Source organism: Pelomonas sp. KK5, assembly GCF_001984095.1.
Classification (GTDB): domain Bacteria; phylum Pseudomonadota; class Gammaproteobacteria; order Burkholderiales; family Burkholderiaceae_C; genus KK5.
Genome location: NZ_LYVQ01000104.1, coordinates 1 through 22,309 on the forward strand (window position 1 = coordinate 1; position 22,309 = coordinate 22,309).

Genomic DNA, 22,309 nt, shown 5'->3' on the forward strand with positions numbered 1-22,309 from the left:
GGGCCATGGGAGCCGGCGCCTGGCGCGGGGCCGGCGGCAGCTGGAAGGGCGCGTTCAGCAGCGAGCTGTTGTCCTGCCGCGCCTGGCCCACGTCCAGCGGCGCGGCGTTCAGCGAGGCCAGCGGGTCGGCGTTGGCGGCCATGTTCGGCTTGGCCATCGGGGCGTCCAGCCGCGAGTTGGCCAGCGGATCGCCACCGCTGGCGGGGCCCAGGCCGAACAGGTTGTCCAGCGAGCTTTCCTGCGGGCCGCCGCCGCCCAGGCCCGGGATCAGCGGGCCGGCCGCGCCGGCGCCGGCGTCCAGCCCCAGGCTGTTGCCGAAGGGCGAGGCGGAAGAGGGCCCGGGCGCGGCCACCGGATCCGGCGCGAACGGATCCCAGTCGTCCGGAATGCCGCCCATCGACGGCGGCGCGGAGGCCGGCGTCCGCGCGCTGGCCTTGTTGTAGACGCCCGGGGTGGTCTGCGGGCCGTGGGTGTTGCCGCTGCTGCTGCCGAAGGCGGCGAGCGGGTCGATCAGCGCGGGACCGGCGGCGGGCGAGCGGGCCTGCACGGCGGCGGCCGGGCCCAGCAGGTCGGCGAAGGGATCGGCGGGACGGGCGGCCGTGCCGGCGCCGCCGGCCGAGCCCTGGCCCACGCTGAGCAGGTAGCCGCCGATCTGCACGCGGTCGCCGGCGACGACGCGCTGCTCGCGCCCGCTGCCCAGCGCCTGGCCGTTGACCATGATCGGATTGCTGCCGCGATCGACGATGGCGAAGTCGCCGTTGCGGAACACGATCTGGGCGTGGACGCGGGAGATCGTGCGGTCGGGGTCGGGCAGTACCAGCAGGTTGGTGTCGGCGCGGCCGATCGTGCCGCCCAGTTCGTCGAACTGGGTGGACAGGCGGCCGTCACTGGCCTGGCCGTTGTACGAGACAACCGTGAGCGTGATCAATTGACTTCCTCGAAACGGGCCTCCATCGGCCCTCTTGTTTGTTGTTCTCTAGCGCAGCACGTAAAAGCGGTTCTCCACCCACGCCAGGCGCAGCGGGAGTGCCCAGCTCTTTCCCTCTTCGTCCGGCGCGCTCTGCAGGGCGGGGGCTCCGTCGGGGCCCAGGGCCTCCAGCATGCGGCCGTTGGCCAGCGGGCGCAGGAACAGCTCTTCGGCCTTCGGCGCCGGCCATTGCAGGCCCTGGGAAGCATACCCTTCCAGCAGCGCTTCGCGCAGCCGATTGCGCTCGGTTTCGACGTTACGTTGGTAGGCCGCCGCGAGCTCTTCGGTGCGCAGGCGGCAGGCGTTCATGAAGACGTCGGTCTGGCCCCGCGAGAGGTCCTCGGCGAGCGTCGCCAGGAAGGCCGCGCACTGGGCGTGCAGCTCTGCGGACGGCGCTTCCTGGTGCATCGGCGCGTCCAGCCAGCGCCAGCGCGGGAAGCTGACCGGCAGGGTCAGGTCTTGCGTCAGCGACAGCGGAGCGAGGAAGGGGATGTCCGCCGCCGGCTGCCAGTCGATCTGGCCCAGGCTGCGGGCGCTGCCTTCGTCGACCGGGCTGCCGGCGCGCGGCAGCAGGATGCGCAGGTGGGCCGATTCGTGGCCGGTGGCGATCAGGCGCAGCTTGGCCGGTGCCGCGGCGGCCGGCTCGGCGGCCGGACGCGGGAAGATCACCAGCTCCAGCCGGTTCTCGCCCTGCAGCGTGTACTCGTGCACCGGGATGACGCTGCGCGGGCGCGCGTCGTCGCAGCGGGTGATCGGGATGCCGTTGAGCAGGGCCTCGGCTTCGCAGCCGTTGGCTTCGAGCTTGAGGACGAGGAGGCGTTCCATCAGTCCAGACTCCAGTCAACCAGGGTCATCGCAGGCAGCAGCGGCTTCAGGATCCTGCGCTGCTGGCCCAGGATCGGGTCGTGCAGCTGCAGCAGCACGCTGGCCGGCTCGATCGCCAGCTTGCAGAACCACTGCAGGCCCGGCCCGCCCGGGTGCGGGCGCAGGCCGGCGCTGCCGACGATGGCGCCGGTCACGCCGCTGACCGCGTCGACCATCGCCAGCTCGGGCGTGGCGATGTTCTCCAGGTGCAGCACGAAAGGGGCGCGGAAGGCGGTCTGCGCGGGCTTGAAGACATCGGCAAGGTCCGCGTCCGCCGGGCCGCGCTCGCACTGCACCTGCAGCATCTCGCGGGCGCCGCAGTGCAGGTGCAGCAGGCTGCGGGTGCCGGCCAGCGCCAGCTCGCCGGTCAGCCGCAGGTGCAGCTGGCAGACCACCAGCTCCAGCATGCCGGCCACGCGGTAGAAGGGCGCGGCGGCCAGGCCGTCCGGATGCGGGGCCCAGCCCCAGGTCAGCGCGGCGCCGCCGGTCATCAGCGCGGGCTCGGCCTGCAGGTGGCCGCTGGTGACGCCGGATTCGCGCTCCCAGGCGATCAGCAGCGCCGGCAGCTTGGCGGCGAGCTGCTGGTCCAGCTGGGCCAGGCCTTCGAGCCAGCGCTGGTTCTCCAGCGGCGCGCCGTCGCGTTCGACGCGGGCCTGCGGCGCGGGCGGCGGCAGCAGCGGCTCGACCGGCAGGTGCACCGCCGGCGCGGCCTCGCGGCGCCACAGCAGGATGGTCTGTTCGGCCGGATGCACGGCGATGCGCACGCTCTGCTCGCCCATCGGCGCGCCGCTGTCGCGCAGCGAGCAGCCGGCGATGCCCAACTGGCTGTAGCTGGGCCCGCCCTCGACAGCCATCACCGGCTGCGGCGGCGGGGTTTCCAGCGGCAGCGTGATCTGCAGGTCCTGCGTCTGCGGGCCGCGGCGCTCGTAGTGGCCGTGGTTGCCGTTGAAGTCGACCAGCGGATGCACCGCGGGATCGCAGACGTGCTTGGCCAGGCAGCGCAGCCGCAGCCGGCTGCGGCCGCCGCCCGACAGGCTCAGCAGGTTGACCTGCGCGGGCAGCGGTGCCTGGCCCAGCGCGCTCATCACGCGCAGCTTCTCGGTGTCGACCACGGTGGGCACGCGCTTCCACTGCCCCTCCTGCAGCGCGTAGTGCTGCAGCGGGACGGGCTCGATCACGGTGAGGTCCACCGCGTCGAGGTCGCAGGCGCTGCCCAGCTTCAGGCGCTCGCGCGGCAGCAGGCTGCCCAGGCGGCCCTGTTCGGCCAGCTCGGTGTCCAGCAGCTTCAGCGCCTCCTCGAAGGCCGCCGGCGCGGGCAGGCCGCTGCCGGCCTTGCGCTGCAGCTCCTCGCGGCCGCGGCGGCCGAGCTGGTAGATGCGCTGGCCTTCGGACTTCTCGCGCTGGCCTTCGGGCGAGGCGAGCAGCTTGGCGGCCCAGTCGTGGGCCGGCTGCTTCTCGAACTCGGCGCCGAAGACGAACCAGGCAGCGAGATACCGGGCCACCGCGAGGCCGTGGGTCAGACCCAGCGCCGTGGCGCGCTGCCAGCCGAGTTCCAGCAGCTGGGGCTTGCGCTCGCCCAGCCGCGCGTCGACCTCGGGGAAGGCCTGGCCCAGCACGGCACCGACCCGCTGCAGGTCGCGTGCGAGCGTCAGCGCTTCGAGGGCCTTCTGCTGTTCGGGAGTCAGTCTGAGCATCGTTCCCTCATGCCCCGGCCATCAGCGGCTGGTCCTGCATCTGCAGCCGGCCGAACTGCTGGCTGCACAGGGTCCAGCGCTCGGTGCCGGTCATCACCAGCGTCTCCAGCGGGCCCAGCAGTTCCTCCACCTGGTCGCCCGGCGCCAGCGGCAGCAGCAGGCGCAGCACCGCCGGGTCCATCCACTCGAGCACGATGGGCTGGCCGTCGGGCAGGCGGCCCTCGAGGCAGTCGCGGCTGTGGCTGCGCAGGCCCAGGAAGGACAGGCGCGTGCGCACCAGCACGCCCCAGTCGGCGAACTCGCCGGCGGCCTTGTTCAGCAGCCAGTCGGTGAACGTGCTCTCCGGCTTGAGCGCCACCAGGTACGGCGCCGTGCGGCGGCGCTGCGGGCTCAGGGCGCCGGGCAGCACGCAGTCGTAACTCGTTATCTGAGCGTCACCGTCGGCGGCGGCCAGGCGCTCGGGCAGTTCGCCGATGCGGTGGCCCAGGATCAGCGCATAGACCTGGACCAGCCTGTCGGCCCACAAGGCGGATTTGAGCTGGGCGGGGGAGAGGGCCGGAGCGTTGTTCTTGTCCATCTGGCTCGGTCAGGGGTGTTTCGGGCCGAGCGCCGGGCCGCCCCAAGCCGGCCCGCATGGCCGGGCCTGGCGCTCGATGCGCCGGGCACGGTCGCCCCCTCGGGGGGCCGACCAGGTGCGCCCGCGTTCAGCGCGGCGCGGCTGGGCGAGGGGCTCCATGTTCATGCCCCGGCGCCCGTCCCGCCGCTGTCCTTCACCAGCGGATCTTTGTTCTTGGTCGGGTCGGCGGGCTCCTGCGGGTCGGCCGGCGCCGCGGCTGCCGCATCGGTGGCCGAGCCGCCACCGCCGCCGCAGTTGACCTTGACCATCGCGCCGTCGATCGTCACGCCCGCCGGGCCCAGCGTGATCGTGCCGGAGCCGGCCTTGATGGTGATCTGGCTGCTGCCCTCGATGGTGACGTTCATGCCCTTGATGCTGACGGCCGAGGTGGCCGTGAGCTGCATGGTCTGGCTGGACTTGAGGTCCATCGCCTGGGTGGAGCTGACGGCGATGGCCGCGCTGCCCTTGACGTCGATCTTCTTGGTCACGGCGATGCCGGCCTGGCCCGTGATGCCCAGGTTCAGGTCGGCGCCGAGCTTGACGTTGACGTCCGCGTCGGCCTTGAGCTTGACCACGTCCACCAGCGCCACCGAGGTGGTGCCGCCGATCTTCAGCGAGTAGTTCTTGGTGACGTCGCCCCAGAAGTTGTTCAGCACCGAGGCGAAGTGGTCGTTCTTGACCCAGGAGTGCATGTCCTTCTGGGCGTGCAGCCAGATGTACTCGCTGCCCTTCTTGTCGTCGAAGCGGAACTCGTTGGTCTCGTCCAGGCCGCCGCCCTTGCTGGACTGGCTCTTGACGCCGGTGACGGTGGCCTGGTCGGGCAGCTTGTACGGCGGCATGTTGTCGCCGTTGTAGACGCGGCCGGTGATCAGCGGGCGGTCCGGGTTGCCTTCGAGGAACTCGACCACCACCTCGTCACCGACGCGCGGCAGGTTGACCATGCCGAACTGCTTGCCGGCCCAGGGCTGGGAGACGCGCACCCAGCAGGAGGACTTGTCGTCCTTCTTGCCGAGTCGGTCCCAGCGGAACTGCAGCTTGACGCGGCCGTACTTGTCGGTGGTGATCTCGTCGCCGGACGCGCCGGTGACGGTGGCCGTCTGCGGGCCGTGGATCAGCGGGATGCGGGCGATCGCCTGCGGATGGTAGGGCGTGGCCTTGGGCACGGCCTCGAAGCGGCAGCTGTACTCGGTGGTGACGTCCTCGTCCTTGGCCTCGGGGTTGGAGAAGTGCACCTCCACGTCGACCGCGGTGACCAGGTAGTCGCCGTCGTTCTCCTTCTGGTCTTCCAGCTTGAAGGTGACGCCGTAGGTCATCTCGCGGTAGGGCGTCATGCCCACGGCGACGACGCGCTGCGACTCGTAGCGGTCCACCTGCATCTGGGCCCAGGTGCCGCCCAGGGTCTTCTTGTCGGCGGGCTTCTCGTCCATCGACACGTCGGCATAGCGGCCCGGATAGTCGAAGACCTCGAGGTCCTTCGGCGCCTTGGTGTAGGGCACCGAGCGGGTGGCCTCGTTCTTCATGTCCAGCGTGGGCTTCTCGGCGGCGTAGTCGGTCGTGACGTACTTCAGCGAGCCGAGCGAGTGGGCATGCGACCACTGGGTGACCACGTCCTCCTTGAGCTGGTCGCCGGCCTCCGTCTGCTTGATGGCCCACTTCAGCGTGCCGCCCTTGAGCTGCGGATGGGTGTCGGCCTTGTCGGTCAGCACCAGCTTGTGCGAGCCCTTCTCGTACTTGAAGTAGTAGTAGATCCCTTCCTCTTCCATCAGGCGCAGCACGAAGTTGTAGTCGCTCTCGCGGTACTGCACCGTGTAGGGCCGCTTGGCCTTGGCACCCTTGACGCCGCTCTTGTCGACGGCGTCGGCCTTGTAGTCCTTGAAGACCTCGTCGATGACCTCCAGGACGGTCTTGTCCTGGAAGATCTTGCAGTCGGCGCCCAGCTGCGTCTGCCACAGCCAGGGGTGCACGTCCACGCGGTAGACGAAGTAGCGCCCGGTGACGCCGGTGCGCTGGAAGTAGGTGACGTAGCCGTTGATGTAGCGGGGCTCGTCGGCGGTGGTGCGGATCTTGATGTTGACTTCGTCGCCGAGCACGTCCTCGGCCTTGATCACGCCGTCCTCGATCTTGCTCAGCAGCTCGAGGCGGTACTCCGGGATCCGCCCCAGCTCCTCGCGCGCCACCATGCGGCGGAAGAGGAAGGTGCGCTTCTCCCCGCTGTCCTTCGACGTTAGGAATTCATAGTCGAGATCGGCCATGGTTGACTCTCAGGACCGAGCGCAGGCTCAGTCGAAGGTGTAGGTGAAATCGCCGTCGGCCGCGCCGAGCCGGATGCCCTTGAGCTCCTGGCCCTGCGCCAGCCGCGACAGGTACTCGATCGAGATCTTGGGCAGCACGGTGTTGGTGAGGATCGAATCGATGATGCGGCCGCCCGCCTCGGGGTTGTCGCAGCGCTTGACGATCAGGTCCACCGCGTCCTGTCCGTACTCGAACGGGATCTTGTGGTTGGCTTCCACGCGCTTCTTGATGCGGCCCAGCTGCAGGCGCACGATCTTGCCCATCATCTCGGGCGAGAGCGGGTAGTAGGGGATCGTCACCAGCCGGCCCAGCAGGGCGGGCGGGAAGATCTTCATCAGCGGCTCCTGCAGCGCAGCGGCCAGGCTCTCCGGGTCGGGCAGCAGCTCCGGGTCCTTGCACATGTTCATCACCAGCTCGGAGCCGGCGTTGGACGTGAGCAGGATGATCGTGTTCTTGAAGTCGATCATGCGGCCTTCGCCGTCCTCCATGCGGCCCTTGTCGAAGACCTGGAAGAACAGCTCGTGCACGTCGCTGTGCGCCTTCTCGACCTCGTCGAGCAGCACGACGCTGTACGGACGGCGGCGCACCGCCTCCGTCAGGATGCCGCCTTCGCCGTAGCCGATATAGCCCGGGGGCGAGCCCTTCAGCGTGGAGACCGTGTGGGCCTCCTGGAACTCGCTCATGTTGATGGTGATGACGTTCTGCTCGCCGCCGTACAGCGCCTCGGCCAGGGCCAGTGCCGTCTCGGTCTTGCCGACGCCGGAGGTGCCGCAGAGCATGAACACGCCGATAGGCTTGTTCGGGTTGTCCAGGCGCGCACGCGAGGTCTGGATGCGCTTGGCGATCATGTCCAGGCCGTGCTGCTGGCCGATGACGCGCTGGCCCAGCGTCTCGCCGAGCCTGAGCACGTTCTCCAGCTCGTTCTTGACCATGCGGCCCACCGGGATGCCGGTCCAGTCGGAGACCACGCTGGCCACGGCCTGCGCGTCCACGCTGGGCATGATCAGCGGCGAGTCGCCCTGCAGTGCCGCCAGCGCCTCCTGCTCGGCATGCAGCTCCTTCAGCAGGCCGTCGCGGTCCAGGTCGGACGGCGAGTCCTTCTCGTCCACCGGCTTGTCCGAGCCGCGCAGCTTGGAGCGCAGCTCGAGGATGCGGTCGACGATCGCCTTCTCGTCCTTCCAGCGCTTGTCCAGCACGGCCAGGTGCTCGCGCTCGTGCGCCAGCTTCTCGGCCACGTCGACGGCGCGGGTGCCGATCAGCACGCCCACCGCTTCCTCGCGCGAGATGATGCCTTCCTCGATCTCCAGCGCCTCGATGCGGCGCATCGTGTCCTCGACCTCGGCCGGCGTCGCATGCTGGCTGACGGCCACGCGGGCGCAGGCGGTGTCGAGCAGGCTGACGGCCTTGTCCGGCAGCTGGCGGGCGGGGATGTAGCGGTGGCTGAGCTTGACGGCGGCCTCGATCGCCTCGTCGAGCAGCTGGGCGCGGTGGTGCTTCTCCAGCACCGAGGCCACGCCGCGCAGCATCAGGATGGCCTTGGCTTCATCAGGCTCGGGCACCTGCACGACCTGGAAGCGGCGGGTCAGCGCCGGGTCCTTCTCGATGTGCTTCTTGTACTCGGCCCAGGTGGTGGCGCCGATGGTGCGCAGGTTGCCGCGGGCGAGCGCGGGCTTCAGCAGGTTGGCCGCGTCGCCGGTGCCGGCGGCACCGCCGGCGCCGACCAGCGTGTGCACCTCGTCGATGAACAGGATGATCGGCTTCGGGCTCGCCTGGACTTCATCGATGACCTGGCGCAGGCGCTGCTCGAACTCGCCCTTCATGCTGGCGCCGGCCTGCAGCAGGCCCAGGTCCAGCGAGAGCAGGTCCACGTCCTTCAGCTGCGGCGGCACGTCGCCGCGCGCCAGGCGCTGGGCGAAGCCCTCGACCACCGCGGTCTTGCCCACGCCCGCCTCGCCGGTGAGGATCGGGTTGTTCTGGCGGCGGCGCATCAGGATGTCGACGATCTGGCGGATCTCCTCGTCACGGCCCGTCACCGGGTCCATCTTGCCTTCCTTGGCGCGCTCGGTCATGTTGACGCAGAACTTCTTCAGCGCCTCGCCCTTGCCCATCGCGGCCGGCGCCATCGCGCCGCTTTCGCTGCCGGGCTCGCCCGAGCCCATGCCGGTACCGTCCTGGGCGCCCAGCTTGCCTTCCGGCGTGCCGCCGCAGATCTTGTTGAAGTTCTCGGCCAGGTCGTCGGCGCGGACCTTGGCGAATTCCTTGGAGATGGAGAGCAGCGCGTTGCGCAGGTTGTTGCTCTTCATCATGCCGATGATCAGCGTCCCGGTGCGCACGTGCGCCTCGCCGAACTGCAGCGTGGCGTAGACCCAGGCGCGCTCGATCGAGTTCTCGATCAGCTCGGAGAAGTCGCTGATCGAGGTGGAGCCGCGCGGCAGGCGGTCCAGCGCGGCGGTCATGTCCTTGGCCATCGCCGAGGCGTCGATCTGGTAGTGGCGCAGGATCGCGTCCAGATCGGTCTCGTTGTTCTGGACCAGCTGGACCAGCCAGTGGACCAGCTCGACATAAGGATTGCCGCGCATCTTGCAGAAGACGGTGGCGCTCTCGATGGCCTTGTAGGCCATCGGGTTCAGTTTGCCGAACAGGGCAACGCGGCTGATCTCACTCATGATGTTGTCGTCCTTTGTCGAGAGGCTTTTTTCAACGTGCGTTCGACGTCGATGACCAGGTCGTCGGCGTCGCCGGGTTTCTTGAAGCGGCCGAGCCAGCAGCTGCGGCCCAGTTCGCCGGTGCGGGCCAGGCGCAGCGTGGGCACGTCCTGGCGGGCCAGGATCAGCTTCACGTCCCATTCGTACTCGAGGCCCACCCACTGGCGCACCATCGCCTGCAGCCGGGCGAGGTCGGAGCCGCCGGGCAGGAAGGCATGGTAGGCCGCCTCGCGCACCGGGCCGATGACGATGCGGAACTTGCTCTGCACGTCCCACACGCTTTCGCCCAGCACCGCGCCGTGCGCCAGCTTCTGGCCCAGCTGCGGCCGGCCGAGCGAGCGCAGGCGCGAGCGTTCGTCCCGCGCCAGCGGCATCCAGTGCCCGCACCACTGCTCGATGCGCGCCGGCGCATGGAACTCGCTGCGGATCCAGTTCAGCAGGCCGTCGGCGTCGCGGGTGTGGCGGGCCAGGCGGCCGGTGAAGTGCAGCTTGGCCGCGTCGCCGGCGGCGTCGCGGTGCATCGAGGCCTCGCTGCCGATGCCGCTGAGCGCACCCAGGCGGCGCGAGAACTGCTGGTCCTGCGGCCGGTCCTGGCTCAGCGTCGGCTGGGACTGCGCCCAGGCGCGGTAGAACAGCAGCGTGAAGCGGTGGTTCAGCAGGTCCAGGAAGCGCTGCAGGCCCTTGTCGCCATGGTGCTTGGCCCGCTCGCCGGCCAGCTCGGTCATGTGCAGCGGCAGCGGGCCGTTGGGGCCCAGCAGGCCGAAGATGCGCTGGCTCAGCTCCGGCACGCCGTTGGGCCGCCAGTTGAGCGCATGGATCGACGCCGGCGCGAAGCTCAGCTCCGCCGGCTGGCTGACGCGCAGCGGTTCGTCGCTGGGGCGCAGCGCCTCGCCAAGACGCGGCAGCTGCGGGTTGGCGCTCTCGAAGCGGCGCAGCGTCTGGTAGAAGTCGAAGCGATACGGTTCCGTCGACAGGCGCTTCAGCCACCGGCTGAAGTCCCGGGGCGGGGCGGGGTCGAGGTCGTCGGCGATCACAGCACGGGCCTCGTTCCGCGGCTGGGCTTCCAGCGCGCCACCTCGCCGCGCGTCAGCGAGACCAGCACGGTTTCCACATAGCTGTTCAGCGAGGCGTGGCGCGAGAAATAGTGGTGCATGGCCGCGCCGAACAGGTAGGCGCTGACGCCGGCATGGCCCAGCTCGTCCACCGTCAGCGTCACCTCGATGCCGCGGCCGAAGGCGATCGGCCCGGGGATCGGATGGCGGCGCACGACCGCGCGGCTGGACACGTCCTGCAGCGCCTCGATCTGGCGCCGCACGCTGGTCTCGGTGCCCTGCGGGAAGCGGCTCAGCAGGTCGCGCAGCGCGGCGGCAGCCTCACCGCCCTCGGTGTCCAGCAGCGAGAGGTAGTTCAGCGACAGCAGGTTCAGCAGCCGCCACGCCACGCCGCCTTCGCGCAGCGCGGTATGCGGGCGGCTCGGGCCCGCCACCGCGCGCACCGACTGGGTCTGGATGCCGGCGTCCAGCCGGAACTCGCCGCCGCTGGGCATGAACAGCGGCAGGTCGCGGTTGGTGCAGCGCACCTGCAGGGCCAGCTGCTGCAGGTTCTCGGCATAGGGCGCGTCGTTGGGGTCGACCAGCGAGACGAAGACCTCCGAGCCGATATAGCCGGAGCGCGGGCCGTCGCGCCGCGCGGCCTCGCTCATCTGCCGCGGCTCGCGCCAGATCGTGTAGAAGGCCGTCTGCTGGTTGACGCTGCGCTTGTGCTCGGGCGCGTACAGCGGCAGGAAGCGGCGCTCGCTGCCGTCCTCGGTGAAGCCCTGGATCGCGCTGACGTCGTAGACCTCGAAGTCCAGCGGCGCGGTGCGCTCGGGCACGACGTGGAACTCGTAGCTGCCCTCGCTGATCTGGATGCGGTCGGCCCGCTTCGGGAACAGGTTGATGGCGGGCACGCAGTTGAGCAGGAAATCGGCGGCCGAGACCGCGCCGTCCATGCCATGGCCCGGCTGGGCCAGCAGCACGATGATCTCGACCACCTGGCCCGGCACCGCCTGCAGGGCAGGGCGCAGGCCCTCGATGTCCACGAACAGGAAGCGCTCGGGGAAGGCGAAATACTCCTGCAGCAGCCGCGTGCCGGCGAAGCCGCGCAGCGTGGCCGGCAGCATCGCCTCCTCGTCGGTATAGCCCACCGGCTGCAGCGCCGAGGCGGGCAGCAGCTGGCGCTTGCCGTCGCCGGCACGGCCCGGCGGGCCCACCAGCACGCCCACCGCATGGGCCAGCATCAGCTCGTGCAGCTGCATGGCCGTCTCGGTCTGGCCCCCCAGGTACAGGCGCACCCGGTCCAGCTGCAATTGCGCCATGCTCATGCCGGCCGGCAGCTGCAGCTGGATGCGCAGGCCGGCACGCGGACGCTGCGGCAGCGCCATGCCGGAGACGCCCAGCTCGGCCATGTTCAGGAAGTATTCGGCCGACAGCGTGGACAGCGGCGACAGCTGCAGCGGCTGGCCGGTGCGGAACTCGCAGACGTGGCTGGACACCTGGCCCGGCGGGCCGAACAGCGGCGTGTCGCGCGGGATCACCGGGCCCTGCAGCAGGTTGGCGTCGGGCACCGGATTGACCTGGGCCACCAGCATCGACGGGACCGGCGCCAGGAAGTTCGGGTAGATCAGCTCCAGCAGCCGGTGCGAGAAGCGCGGGAACTCGGCGTCCTGCTTCAGCTGGACGCGGGCGGCCAGGAAGGCGCAGCCTTCGAGCAGCCGCTCGATGTACGGGTCGGTGACCTCCAGCGCCTCCATGCCCAGGCGCGAGGCGATCTTCGGGAACTCCTGGGCGAACTCGCCGCCGAGCTCGCGCAGGTAGCGCAGTTCCTGGTTGTAGTAGCGAAGAAGACGGGCGTCCATGGCCGGTTCGGGTTTCGCTTCAGCTGCGCAGGTCGCGCACGCGGGTGTTGCCGGTCTCGACGTCCACGTCGGCCGACAGCATCAGCTCCAGCGGCACCGGCTGGCTCCACATCTCGCCGCGGATCACCAGCTGGATCGAGTTGTAGTGGTTGCGCGGGTCCAGGCGCAGCTCGACCTCCAGCTTGTCGCTGTTGATGCGCGGCTCGAAGGCGACGATGGCGGCCTTGACCTCGCGCTCGATCGAGCGCTTGTCCAGGCTGGACAGCGTGACGCCGGAGAAGGCCGGCATGCCGTAGTTCAGCACCGACTTGCGCGCCAGCTCGGCTTCCTTCCACAGCGCCAGCTGCTCGGTGCGGACGGACTTGGGCTCGGGCTCGGCGCGGGTCGTGTTGAACAGCCAGCTGAGGTCGCGCAACACCGCGGCGCGCAGCTGCTGGCGGGTCAGCACGCGGGCTTCCAGTGCCTCCCGCTGCTGCTTGGGTTCGTCGTCGATCAGCCGGTCCAGCAGGGAGGGTTGGAGTCGGTCGCGGGAGTTCAGCTCCACCATGGAATCAGGTTTCCAGCTCGATCAGTCGGATGCTCGTCAGGTCGTGCTCGCCGAGGTCGGTCACCAGCACGCGCTGGCCCAGGCCGGCGAAGCGCTCGTGGCCCATGTCCTGCCATTCGGTCTTGGCGGCCATCAGGATCTGGCCGTCCGTGCTGGCTTCGGAGCCGACGTAGCGGGTCGGGATCATCGCCACGACCTCGCCGCCGTTGGCGAACTGCACCGTGGCCGGCAGCCACACGCGGTCGCGCAGGTCGGTGGGCGGCTCCAGCGCGATGCTGGCCATGCGGTTGAAGGGGATCCAGTAGTACTTGCCGTTGACCATCGCCTCCAGCACCGGGCCCAGGCGCGAGTCGGCGTCGGCGATCCACTCGAAGGCGTGGCCGTCGATCTTGCCCTTGGTGGCGGGGGCGGCCTCGAAGGCGCGGTCGGCCAGTTGCGCGGCCAGTTCGTCCTTGCCCTGGCCCGCCTGCAGCAGCGATTCGATCAGCAGCGCCAGCCACTCGTCCGGCTGGCCGAACAGCATCGGGCTGCGGCTGCCCTTGAAGACATTGGCGCGCAGCAGCTCGCAGCGCAGCGCATGGCCCACCATCTCGCGCATCGGGCCGGTGTCCGTCTTCATGTCGGCCACCACGTTGAGCTGGGTGTGGGCGCGCTCCCACTGGCCCAGCACGCACAGCAGCTGCGCCATGAAGATGCGCAGCCGCGGGTCGGCCGGTGTCGCCTTGACGGCCTGGGTCAGCGCGGCCAGCGCGGCCTTGGGGTCGGCGGCGCGGACAGCGGATTCAGCCGTGGCGAGGGGGTCGGTCATGGTGGGTCCGTCCGGGTAACTGGTTAATTGAGCGGGTCGATCGCGTTGGGCGGTCAGTAGCCGTGGCCGCAGTCGGTGCAGAAGCGGGCCCCGCGCTCGGCCATGGCCCCGCAGGCCGGGCAGCTCTTGTGCGTGCTGGCCATGTCGAAGCCGCATTCGGCGCAGAAGCGGCCGCCCTTGTTGTCGACGCCGCAGTTGGGGCAGGCGTGGCCCGCGGCGCCCTGGGCGCCGTCGTTGCCATAGCCGTGGGCACCGCCGCCGGCCTTCTGGCGGCAGCCGGCGCAGGTGCGGCTGTCGTCCACGCAGTCCTCGCAGAAGCCGTTGCCGCAGACCTCGCAGTTGGTGAACATCGCCTCGGCCTGCGGCATGAACTCGGCCAGCGCCTCTTCCTTGGCCTGGCGGCGGCCGTAGTCGGCGGCGCCGCCGGTGGCCCGGCTGGCCTTGAAGGCGCTGGACCCCAGCAGGAAGCTGAAGCGGCTCAGGAAGCCCGACACCTGGCCCATGCGGTAGGGCTTGAACGGCGTCTTCCAGTGCCGCGAGCAGTTGGAGCAGTTGAACTGGAACTGGAAGCCGGCGTTGAGGTCGCCCGCGCTGGGGCTGATGTCCTGGTAGTTCTCGAGTGCCATGGGCGTGGTCCGTGGAAGCGGGTGGGATCGGGGAGCGCGTGCTCGGTCAGCCGACGCGCGGCTTGGCCAGGCTGCCGTGGGCGCTCAGGTTGCTCTGCTGGTTGCCGCCGGGCTTGTTGGCGCCTTCCTTGGCCTTGTCCTTTTCCTTCTCCTTGTCGCTGCGCTTCTTGACCGAGGCCTGGGCGCTGCGCTTGTGCTCGCTGATGACGGCGGCGGTCTGCTCGCGGTGGACCGGATCGGGCCAGTGGGTGAAGGTGATCTTGCTGTAGTTGAGCGTCCAGTCCTCGGTGACGGCGCCACTCTTGTCGCCGTCCTTGACGCTGCACTTGTAGTCGATCAGGCGCACGTCCTCGAGCGTGATCTGCAGCTCGAACCAGTTCTCGTAGTGGGCCGCCATCGTGATGTCGGCCCACAGCTTGGTGTTCTTGCTCAGGTGGGTCAGCATCACCGTGGTGGCCGCATCCATGGCCTTGCTGATCTCCAGCACCTCGGGCTCGGTGCGGCCGCGGTCCTGCGACTGGCCCTGGCCCTCGCCGGATTCCTTGGCGTTCTTCTCCCGCTGGATGGACCAGTTCAACTTCGTCAGCTGGATCTCGCCCTCGAAGTGCTTGTCCTTGGTCTCGCCCTTGACCTGGTCACCTGATTTGGAGTCGGTTCTCAACTCCAGGAACATGCGCGCGAACGTCGACATGGGCTATTCCTTCGTCTTGTCCGGTTTGATGGTCACATTGCCGGAATGCTTGCGGGCGTGTTCCTTGGCGCTGTAGGCGTTGTACGTCAGCATCAGCGACTCCTCGAACGAGAAGGTGATCGTCTCGGTCATCGCGATGGACTTGCCCGAATCGTCGGCGCCCAGGCTCACCGACTCGATGTGGCAGCCCTTCAGCTCGATCTTCATCACCGTGCCCGCGTCCACGTCCTTGACGCCGCGCACCGTCATCGCGGGGTCGATGAAGCGCAGCGTGGCCTCGAAGGGTGGATCCTTCTCCATCAACGCGTACATCTTGGTGCTGGCCGCGTCGAAGTGCTTGCTGATCGACACCTTCTTGGGCTTGAGCTTGGTGCTCTTGAGGTCGCCGCTGCTGTCCATCTCGACGCTCCAGTCGAAGCTGTCGACGACGATGTATTTCTGGTACGGCTCCAGCGTGCAGGCGCCCTCGATCGGGGAGCCCCCGTCGATGACCTGCAGCAGGATCAGTGAAATGGCCATGGCGTGACCCGATAGAAGTTGAAACGGCTTGGCTCGAAGCGGCCTCGAGCCAAGCCGTGCGGCACGGCTGCTGCGTGAGCAGTCTCAGGATGGAATCAGGCGGCCCGGCGTGCGCCACTGCCTCCGTCGTCAGCCTCCGATGATTCCATCTCGCTCGCAGCCGAGGCTCTGCCCGGGACTCAGGTCATCGCCGTGACGGTGGCGACGCCCGAAGTCGTCATCCGCGTGATGCTCCACTGGAACGGGATCTCGGTGTCCAGCGTGCCCTTGTTGTTCTGCGGCTTGTAGCCGACGGCCACTTCCTTGAACACCATGTCCACGTCCTGCGTCACGCCGCCGTCCTCGCCACCCTTGGTGGAGACCTTGCTGATGAACACGTCGGACATGACGATCTGGAAGAACTGCACCGGCTTGTCCTCGCCGGTCTGCTTGAGCATGTCGATCGTGACCTTCGGGAAGGACTTGCCCTCGACGATCTTCTTCATGATCGCAGCCGAGGACATGTCGAAGGCGTGGGTGATCGTCAGCGTGCCGGGGTTGGGCTTGCCGACCGAAGCGCCGGTGCCCTTGAGGTTGCTGTGCTCGGCTTCGATGTCCCAGCTCCAGTCGGTGATCTCGATCCAGCCGTTGCTGCCCATGCGGGCGGCCTGCGGGGATTCGCCGATCGGGACGTCAGCCTTGCCGAAGAGGATGAAACTATTTCCAGGCATGATGGGTTCCTCTGATTAAGTTCGTCGTCGTCGTTGATGGAGTGCGGTCCGCGATCAGTCCTTGGCCGGGTCGAGGGCCACGACGATTTCCGAAGGCGCCTTGGATTCCTTGGTGGCGATGTTCCAGCCGAATTCCTGGGTTTCCTTGTGGACCAGCTTGCCGTTGTTGTCCTGGCGCTTGTAGGCCATCGAGATGGCCTTGAAGACGAACTCGACGTCCTGCGAGATCGCGCCGTCCTCGCCGGCCTTGCTGGAGACCTTGACGACGAAGGCGTCGCCCATCTTCAGGCCGAAGAACACTTCGGGCTTGCCGTCCGAGGCGCCGGTGGCCTTGAGCATGTGCACCGTGGCCGTCTTGAAGGACGTGCCCATCACGATGTTCTTCATGATCTCGGGCGAGGACTTGTCGAAGGTGTGCGAGAAGCTGAAGGTGCCGGGCGTGGCCACGCCGACGGCGGCGCCGGTGCCCTTCAGGTAGTTCGTCTCGGACTCGATGTCCCAGGACCAGTCGTTGATTTCCAGCCAGCCCTTTTCGCTGGGGTGGCTGTCCTGCATCGACTCGCCCTTGATCAGGCCGCCGGACGAATTGGTGAACTTGATGAATGCATTTCCAGGCATGTTCTCTCTCCGATGGTGAGAAATTCAATCGCGAAAAAAACGAGCGACTGATGGGGTCAATGATGGTGGGGTGTGCCTCTTGTGGGCAGCTTGTGGCCTCGAACCTTTTGCATCAGGCTGCAGCCTGATGCGAAAGGCTTGAGGCCTTTGGCCTCAACCCTTTTCCGACGGAAGCTTGGACACGAGGCGCAGCGACACAGACAGGCCTTCGAGCTGGTAGTGGGGCTTGAGGAAGAACTTGGACTGGTAGTAGCCCGGCGCGCCCTCGACCTCCTCGACGACCACCTCGGCGGCGGCCAGCGGGCGGCGTGCCTTCACGTCCTCGCTGGAGTTGACCGGGTCGCCGTCCACGTAGTTGCCGATCCACTTGTTCAGCCAGCGCTCCATGTCGTCGCGCGACTTGAACGAGCCGACCTTGTCGCGCACCATGCACTTCAGGTAGTGGGCGAAGCGGTTGCAGGCGAACAGGTAGGGCAGGCGGGCGGCCAGCGCGGCGTTGGCGGTGGCGTCCGGATCGTCGTACTCGGTGGGCTTCTGGATCGTCTGCGCGCCGATGAAGGCGGCGAAGTCCGAGTTCTTGCGGTGGATCATCGCCAGGAAGCCGGCCTTCGAGAGCTCGGCTTCGCGGCGGTCCGAGATCGCGATCTCGGTCGGGCACTTCATGTCCACGCCGCCGTCGTCGGTCGGGAAGGTGTGGGTGGGCAGGTTCTCGACCGCGCCGCCGGACTCGATGCCGCGGATGCGCGAGCACCAGCCGTACATCTTGAACGAGCGGTTGATGTTGGTGGCCATCGCGTAGGCCGCGTTGCACCACGAGTACTTGTCGTGCTCGGCGCCGACGGTGTCTTCCTCGAAATTGAAGGTGTCCACCGGGTTGGTCTTGGCGCCGTAGGGGATGCGGCCCAGGAAGCGCGGCATGCACATGGCGACGTACTTGGCGTCGTCGCTCTCGCGCAGCGAGCGCCAGGCGGCGTACTCGGGCGTCGTGAAGATCTTGGTCAGGTCGCGCGGGTTGGCCAGCTCGCCCCACGAGTCCATCTGCATCAGCGTGGGCGCCGCGCCGGTGATGAAGGGCGCGTGCGCCGCGGCGGCGATCTTGCTCATCTCGCCCAGCAGCTCGACGTCAGGCGGCGAGTGGTCGAAGTGGTAGTCGCCGACGATGGCGCCGAAGGGCTCGCCGCCGAACTGGCCGTATTCCTCTTCGTACAGCTTCTTGAACAGCGGCGACTGGTCCCAGGCCGTGCCCTTGTAGCGCTTGAGCGTCTTGCCCAGGTCCTGCTTGGAGATCGCCATCACGCGGATCTTCAGCTGCTCGTCGGTCTCCGTGTTGTTGACCATGTAGTGCAGGCCGCGCCAGGCGGCCTCCAGCTTCTGGTAGTCCTCGTGGTGCAGGATCAGGTTGATCTGCTCGGACATCTTGCGGTCGATCGCGGCGATCATCGCCTCGATCGTGGCCACGGTGTCGCTGCTGATCAGCTTGACGTTGGCCAGCGCGTTCTGCGCCAGCGTCTGCACGGCGGTCTCGACGGCGCTGCGCGCTTCGTCGGACTTGGGCTTGAACTCCTTGCTCAGCAGGGAGGCGAAGTCGTTGCCCTCGACGGTCACGCCCGTGAAGGCGCTGCTCTGGGTTTGCATTTCGGCCATGGGTGGTGCTCCGGAATCCGAATAGGTAACTGGTTACTTAAGCGTCAGCCGGCTTGGCCGTCGCCGACAGCGAGGCCAGCAGCGACGGATCGGCCAGCACCTTGGCGATCAGTTCCTCGGCGCCGCCCTTGCCGTCCATGTAGGTGACCAGGTTGGCGAGCTGCTGGCGGGCTTCCAGCAGCTGCTTGACGCCGTCGGTCTTGGCGGCGATCGCGGCGGGGTTGAAGTCGTCCATGTTCTCGAAGGTGAGGTCCACGGACAGGTTGCCCTCGCCGGTCAGCGTGTTGGGCACGCTGAATGCCACGCGAGGCTTCATCGCCTTCATGCGGGTGTCGAAGTTGTCGACGTCGAACTCGAGGAACTTGCGGTCCGCGACCGGCGGCAGCGGCTCCTCCGGCTTGCCGGCGAGGTCGGCCATGACGCCCATCACGAACGGCAACTGGATCTTCTTCTCCGCGCCGTACAGCTCGACGTCGTACTCGATCTGGACGCGCGGCGCACGGTTGCGCGCGATGAATTTTTGGCTGCTTCCCATGGGTCTCTCCGCGGTTTCTGAAATAGGAAAACCAGACTATGCAAGCCCTAGATTGCAAGTCCATGTCCATGCAGTGTAGGGCTGCGCAAGTAACGGGTTATCTAAGTAACAACCCGATGATGCCCGAGTGTGGCACGGCCAGTGAATCGCGCCTCATCTGCACAGTGGACACGAGTTGGTGCGCGGCCGCCGCGCAGGTTTTCACGATGCGCTCAATATTGACGTTATGGAATGCGCCTGGCCGCAATTCGCTCGCGATCCCGATGGAATCGGATCGGCGCGCGAAACTGCCCCCGACCCGTGGCACGGTGTGCGGCGGGTTCCTCCAAACCGGGGCAGCCGCGCGGAGTATGTCCACCCCCGCGACTGAGGGGGTCATTCGTCGATTTCGAAATCGCGCGCGTTCAGGCCCATCACCTTGGCCACCTGGCTGAGGCCGTCCGGCGCCAGTTGGTAGACCAGCTGCATGAAATTCATGTCGATCAGTTTCTCGGCCCGGCGCAGCAGCAACTGGGCGGGATTCGAAGGCTCGTGGCGCTCCAGGTAGGCGCAGATCAGGTTGATCGCCTTCACTGCGTCCGCCCGGCTTTCGATGCTGCCGGGGCCGCCGCCGCGGCGCCGGGGTGCCGCGGCGACGCCATCGCCGCCGCTGCCGCCGTCGCCGCCGGTGTCTGCCTCGTCGCCCGCCGAGGCGGCGCCCTCGGCGCCTTCCTCGGGCAGCATCTGGCGCACGGCGTCGATCATGTCGCGCAGCGCCTTGACGTCGACGCCCTGGCCGATGCCGAAGCGGTCGTTCATCACCGTCTGCAGCGCCTTCAGCGCGTCCGCGCTGCCGCTGACCCAGGCGCGGGCGCGTTCCGTCAGGTCGGGGTACTCGCCCAGCGTGCCCATCAGCTGGCCAGGCGTGCGCGCCACCTCGTCGGCGCGCGGGCCGAGCTTCTCCAGCGCGATCTCGATCTCTCGCACGGTCATGCCGCCCAGGCGCCGGTCCTTGATCAGGTGGACCTGCCGGACGTCCCCGAGCAGTCCGCTCAGTGAATCCAGGCTGCCCAGCACCGACAGCCGCGCGAAGGGGCTGCCGTCATCGGGATCGTTGACCGGATGCAGGCCGTCCCAGAAGCGGTCGAGCAGGCCGCCCAGCAGGCGCAGCACGGCCGGCAGGGCCTCGACGCCTTCCAGGTTGAGCACTGCGCGGGCCCAGTACATCGCCACCCGCAGGTCGCGGGTACGGCCCATCAGGCCCTCGGTCACCTCGCGGACCATCGGCCACTGCGGCGGCTCGGCCGCGCCGCCGAACTGGTCTGCCTCCTTGCCCTTGGACGCGGCGTCCAGGGTCATGAAATCCGGGTCGTATTCCAGATCCGGCCCGCAGGTCTCGCCGGCCAGCGGTTCGAGCCAGGCGTCGATAGCAAGGGTTTCCATGGATGCGCGATGCTCCGTGCAGGTAATTAGTTATGAGTACGTCAAGCGCCAGGGTCGGCCACCCTGTTGCGGGGACGCAATGTAACACCGGCTTTTCGTTGCGAGTATGTCGTCGTTCCCTCAGCGAAGGGATGACGTCAATCCCTAATGCACCGAGAATGATTTGGAAATCACGGCACCAGCAAGCTTGCTGGCCGATACCAATCAAGTAACGGGTTATCCAATGAGAGCAAAACTGCTTGCTATTCATCTGGCCTGTGTGTTTGCCGTGATGCCGGCGGCGCACGCGCAGACCGCCGGCTCGGCGCCTGCCGCCACGGTCCAGGTCAGCGAATTCAAGCTCAGCGGCAACAAGCTGCTCGGCGATGCTCAACTCCAGGCGGTGCTCGCGCCCTTCAAGGGCCAGCGCAGCCTGGAAGAGCTCAAGGCCGCCGCGCAGGCGGTGCAGGACACCTACCGCAACGCCGGCTACGGCGCCGTCATCGCCTACCTGCCCGAGCAGTCGGGCGGTGCGCCGGGGGTGGTGACGATCGCGGTGCTGGAAGGGCGCATCGAGAAGATCGTGGTCTCCGGCAACAAGCAGTACACCGAGGGCAATATCCGCCGCAGCCTGCCGCTGCTCAAGGAGGGCGAGACGCCCCAGGTGCAGAAGATCGACGCGCAGATCCAGATGGCCAACGAGAACCCGGCCAAGCAGGTGGCAGTGTCGCTGGAGCCCGGCACCAACCAGGGCGACGTCAACGTCAGCATCCAGGTCAGCGAGCAGTCGGCCAGCCGCGTGACCGTGTCGGTGGACAACACCGGCAACGACAACACCGGCCGCTGGCGCACCGCCATCGCCTATACGAACGCCGCGCTGTGGGACCTCGACCACAGCGTCACGCTGCAGTTCCAGACCGCGCCGGAGAACCCCAGTCGCGTGCAGGTCTACAGCGCCAACTACCGCATTCCCTTCTACGAGATCGGCTCCACGCTGGACCTGTTCGCCGCCCACTCCAGCGTGGACGGCGGCACCAGCGCCACCGCCGCCGGCCCGCTGCAGTTCAGCGGCAAGGGCAATGTGCTGGGCCTGCGCGCCACCAAGTACCTGCCGCGCCTGGGCGAGATCGACCAGCGCGTGATCCTCGGCCTGGACCAGCGCTCCTACCTGAACGACTGCGCCATCACCGGCCTGCCCGACGGGGCCTGCGGCTCGGCCGGCGCCAGCGTCAGCGTGCATCCGATGTCGATCGAGTACACCGCGCAGCGCGGCGGCGAGCGGCCGATGGGCGTGGACATCACGCTGGCCCACAACCTGCCGCTGGGCGGCAGCCACTCCAGCGCGGCCGACTACGAGGCGGTGCGCCCCGGCGCGCCGCGCAGCTACACCTGGCTGCGCCTGGGCCTGTTCGGCAGCATGCCGATGCCGGCCGGCACGATGGTGCAGGCCCGCTTCAACGCGCAGCTGAGCAACGACCCGCTGGTGCCGGGCGAGCAGTTCGGCCTGGGCGGCGCGAGCACCGTGCGCGGCTACGAGGAGCGCGAGGTCACCGGCGACAGCGGCTTCGTCGGCACGATCGAGCTCTACAGCCCCGACCTGGCGCCCAAGCTGGGCATGCAGCAGATCAAGGCCGTGCGGCTGCTCGCCTTCGCCGACGGCGGCCACGTGACCAACAAGAACGGCTTCCCCTGCCTGGGCAACAGCACCAGCTGCTGGCTGGGTTCGGTGGGCGTCGGCCTGCAGCTGAGCACCGGCCCCTTCAATATGCGGCTGGACCTGGCCCAGGCCCAGCGTGATGCGGTCACCACCCGCAAGCACGACTACCGCAGCCACTTCAGCGCCTCGTTCGCGTTCTTCTGAGGAAGAAGAGCGAACCACGCGCCGCGACGACCTTCACTCTTTCGTGCCCGATCCGCTTTACTCCTCGAGGCGAGCCATGAGTACCGTTGCCCTTCGTACCACCTCTTTCCTTCCGGCCCGCTTCACCGTGCGCCGGCTGGCGCTGGCGCTGGCGGCATGCTCGCTGCTGACGCCCACGGCCGAGGCGGTGCTGCCCGGCGGGCTGCAGGTGGTGCAGGGCCAGGCCACGGCGGTGACCAACGGCGCGTCGATGACGGTGACCAACACCTCGGGCGCGATCCTGAACTGGAACAGCTTCTCGATCGGCGCGCAGAA

General features: G+C 68.3%; 19 protein-coding genes and 1 pseudogene. 2 read left to right on the plus strand and 18 right to left on the minus strand.

The genetic code is table 11. The annotated features are described in order from the left end of the window. From B0W88_RS17055 to tssA, 18 genes are all read right to left on the minus strand, one after another. Positions 1 to 928, minus strand: a 928-nt coding sequence (locus B0W88_RS17055; RefSeq protein WP_144006809.1) for an FHA domain-containing protein, incomplete at its 3' end; no start/stop codon positions are given. A gap of 48 nt (positions 929 to 976) precedes the next feature. Next, entirely contained in the window at positions 977 to 1,792 is an 816-nt protein-coding gene (locus B0W88_RS17060) for a hypothetical protein (protein WP_077035846.1), read from the minus strand. Beyond that, a complete protein-coding gene (locus B0W88_RS17065; protein ID WP_077035847.1) occupies positions 1,792 to 3,525 on the minus strand; it encodes a hypothetical protein in 1,734 nt (577 codons plus the stop codon). Before B0W88_RS17065 ends, B0W88_RS17060 begins: the two co-directional genes overlap by 1 nt. Positions 3,526 to 3,532: 7 nt before the next feature. Then, complete coding sequence (locus tag B0W88_RS17070; protein WP_077035848.1) at positions 3,533 to 4,102, minus strand: DUF4123 domain-containing protein; 570 nt, start codon at positions 4,100 to 4,102, stop codon at positions 3,533 to 3,535. A gap of 161 nt (positions 4,103 to 4,263) precedes the next feature. Continuing rightward, a complete protein-coding gene (locus B0W88_RS17075; protein WP_077035849.1) occupies positions 4,264 to 6,393 on the minus strand; it encodes a type VI secretion system Vgr family protein in 2,130 nt (709 codons plus the stop codon). A gap of 27 nt (positions 6,394 to 6,420) precedes the next feature. After that, on the minus strand, positions 6,421 to 9,099 hold the full coding sequence (gene tssH, locus B0W88_RS17080) for a type VI secretion system ATPase TssH (RefSeq protein ID WP_077035850.1): 2,679 nt from the start codon (positions 9,097 to 9,099) through the stop codon (positions 6,421 to 6,423). Then, positions 9,096 to 10,172: a type VI secretion system baseplate subunit TssG gene (tssG, locus tag B0W88_RS17085; protein WP_233151743.1), complete on the minus strand. Its 1,077-nt coding sequence runs from the start codon at positions 10,170 to 10,172 to the stop codon at positions 9,096 to 9,098. The genes tssH and tssG overlap by 4 nt, the downstream gene beginning before the upstream one ends. Then, positions 10,169 to 12,034, minus strand: coding sequence for a type VI secretion system baseplate subunit TssF (gene tssF, locus B0W88_RS17090; RefSeq protein WP_077035851.1), 1,866 nt, complete (start codon positions 12,032 to 12,034; stop codon positions 10,169 to 10,171). The genes tssG and tssF overlap by 4 nt, the downstream gene beginning before the upstream one ends. A 19-nt stretch (positions 12,035 to 12,053) precedes the next feature. Next, the gene (gene tssE, locus B0W88_RS17095; protein WP_077035852.1) at positions 12,054 to 12,581 is read right to left on the minus strand and encodes a type VI secretion system baseplate subunit TssE; all 528 of its coding nucleotides are present in this window, start codon (positions 12,579 to 12,581) and stop codon (positions 12,054 to 12,056) included. Positions 12,582 to 12,585: 4 nt separating this feature from the next. Then, positions 12,586 to 13,389 (minus strand): type VI secretion system accessory protein TagJ, encoded by an 804-nt coding sequence (locus B0W88_RS17100; RefSeq protein WP_077035853.1) that lies wholly within the window; start codon positions 13,387 to 13,389, stop codon positions 12,586 to 12,588. A gap of 53 nt (positions 13,390 to 13,442) precedes the next feature. Further along, positions 13,443 to 14,015 (minus strand): zinc ribbon domain-containing protein, encoded by a 573-nt coding sequence (locus tag B0W88_RS17105; RefSeq protein ID WP_077035854.1) that lies wholly within the window; start codon positions 14,013 to 14,015, stop codon positions 13,443 to 13,445. Positions 14,016 to 14,061: 46 nt separating this feature from the next. Beyond that, positions 14,062 to 14,706: a type VI secretion system tube protein Hcp gene (locus tag B0W88_RS17110; protein ID WP_077035855.1), complete on the minus strand. Its 645-nt coding sequence runs from the start codon at positions 14,704 to 14,706 to the stop codon at positions 14,062 to 14,064. 3 nt (positions 14,707 to 14,709) lie between these two features. Then, positions 14,710 to 15,225 carry a type VI secretion system tube protein Hcp gene (locus B0W88_RS17115; RefSeq protein ID WP_077035856.1) on the minus strand — a complete coding sequence of 172 codons (516 nt, stop codon included), beginning with the start codon at positions 15,223 to 15,225 and terminating at the stop codon, positions 14,710 to 14,712. Between the two features lie 179 nt (positions 15,226 to 15,404). Next, the gene (locus B0W88_RS17120; RefSeq protein ID WP_077035857.1) at positions 15,405 to 15,935 is read right to left on the minus strand and encodes a type VI secretion system tube protein Hcp; all 531 of its coding nucleotides are present in this window, start codon (positions 15,933 to 15,935) and stop codon (positions 15,405 to 15,407) included. 54 nt (positions 15,936 to 15,989) lie between these two features. Then, a complete protein-coding gene (locus tag B0W88_RS17125; protein WP_077035858.1) occupies positions 15,990 to 16,553 on the minus strand; it encodes a type VI secretion system tube protein Hcp in 564 nt (187 codons plus the stop codon). A 153-nt stretch (positions 16,554 to 16,706) separates the two neighbouring features. Further along, positions 16,707 to 18,197, minus strand: coding sequence for a type VI secretion system contractile sheath large subunit (gene tssC, locus B0W88_RS17130; protein WP_077035859.1), 1,491 nt, complete (start codon positions 18,195 to 18,197; stop codon positions 16,707 to 16,709). 37 nt (positions 18,198 to 18,234) lie between these two features. After that, the gene (gene tssB / locus B0W88_RS17135) at positions 18,235 to 18,732 is read right to left on the minus strand and encodes a type VI secretion system contractile sheath small subunit (protein WP_077035860.1); all 498 of its coding nucleotides are present in this window, start codon (positions 18,730 to 18,732) and stop codon (positions 18,235 to 18,237) included. Between the two features lie 375 nt (positions 18,733 to 19,107). After that, a complete protein-coding gene (tssA, locus tag B0W88_RS17140; RefSeq protein ID WP_077035861.1) occupies positions 19,108 to 20,154 on the minus strand; it encodes a type VI secretion system protein TssA in 1,047 nt (348 codons plus the stop codon). Positions 20,155 to 20,377: 223 nt separating this feature from the next. On the opposite strand from tssA, the gene B0W88_RS17145 reads away from it, so the two are divergent. After that, positions 20,378 to 21,994, plus strand: a complete 1,617-nt coding sequence (locus B0W88_RS17145; RefSeq protein WP_083748841.1) for a ShlB/FhaC/HecB family hemolysin secretion/activation protein — start codon at positions 20,378 to 20,380, stop codon at positions 21,992 to 21,994. 76 nt (positions 21,995 to 22,070) lie between these two features. Beyond that, positions 22,071 to 22,309, plus strand: a pseudogene (locus tag B0W88_RS17150) (hypothetical protein); the annotation flags it as partial.

What these genes read in the sequence shown, in the direction of transcription:
- B0W88_RS17070 (WP_077035848.1), bottom strand. Translation starts at nt 4,102, where the DNA reads ATGGACAAGAACAACGCTCCGGCCCTCTCCCCCGCCCAGCTCAAATCC.
- tssB (WP_077035860.1), bottom strand. Translation starts at nt 18,732, where the DNA reads ATGGGAAGCAGCCAAAAATTCATCGCGCGCAACCGTGCGCCGCGCGTC.
- tssF (WP_077035851.1), bottom strand. Translation starts at nt 12,034, where the DNA reads ATGGACGCCCGTCTTCTTCGCTACTACAACCAGGAACTGCGCTACCTG.
- B0W88_RS17120 (WP_077035857.1), bottom strand. Translation starts at nt 15,935, where the DNA reads ATGCCTGGAAATAGTTTCATCCTCTTCGGCAAGGCTGACGTCCCGATC.
- tssC (WP_077035859.1), bottom strand. Translation starts at nt 18,197, where the DNA reads ATGGCCGAAATGCAAACCCAGAGCAGCGCCTTCACGGGCGTGACCGTC.
- B0W88_RS17110 (WP_077035855.1), bottom strand. Translation starts at nt 14,706, where the DNA reads ATGTCGACGTTCGCGCGCATGTTCCTGGAGTTGAGAACCGACTCCAAA.
- B0W88_RS17075 (WP_077035849.1), bottom strand. Translation starts at nt 6,393, where the DNA reads ATGGCCGATCTCGACTATGAATTCCTAACGTCGAAGGACAGCGGGGAG.
- B0W88_RS17065 (WP_077035847.1), bottom strand. Translation starts at nt 3,525, where the DNA reads ATGCTCAGACTGACTCCCGAACAGCAGAAGGCCCTCGAAGCGCTGACG.
- B0W88_RS17145 (WP_083748841.1), top strand. Translation starts at nt 20,378, where the DNA reads ATGAGAGCAAAACTGCTTGCTATTCATCTGGCCTGTGTGTTTGCCGTG.
- B0W88_RS17105 (WP_077035854.1), bottom strand. Translation starts at nt 14,015, where the DNA reads ATGGCACTCGAGAACTACCAGGACATCAGCCCCAGCGCGGGCGACCTC.
- tssE (WP_077035852.1), bottom strand. Translation starts at nt 12,581, where the DNA reads ATGGTGGAGCTGAACTCCCGCGACCGACTCCAACCCTCCCTGCTGGAC.
- B0W88_RS17115 (WP_077035856.1), bottom strand. Translation starts at nt 15,225, where the DNA reads ATGGCCATTTCACTGATCCTGCTGCAGGTCATCGACGGGGGCTCCCCG.
- B0W88_RS17060 (WP_077035846.1), bottom strand. Translation starts at nt 1,792, where the DNA reads ATGGAACGCCTCCTCGTCCTCAAGCTCGAAGCCAACGGCTGCGAAGCC.
- tssH (WP_077035850.1), bottom strand. Translation starts at nt 9,099, where the DNA reads ATGAGTGAGATCAGCCGCGTTGCCCTGTTCGGCAAACTGAACCCGATG.
- B0W88_RS17100 (WP_077035853.1), bottom strand. Translation starts at nt 13,389, where the DNA reads ATGACCGACCCCCTCGCCACGGCTGAATCCGCTGTCCGCGCCGCCGAC.
- B0W88_RS17125 (WP_077035858.1), bottom strand. Translation starts at nt 16,553, where the DNA reads ATGCCTGGAAATGCATTCATCAAGTTCACCAATTCGTCCGGCGGCCTG.
- tssA (WP_077035861.1), bottom strand. Translation starts at nt 20,154, where the DNA reads ATGGAAACCCTTGCTATCGACGCCTGGCTCGAACCGCTGGCCGGCGAG.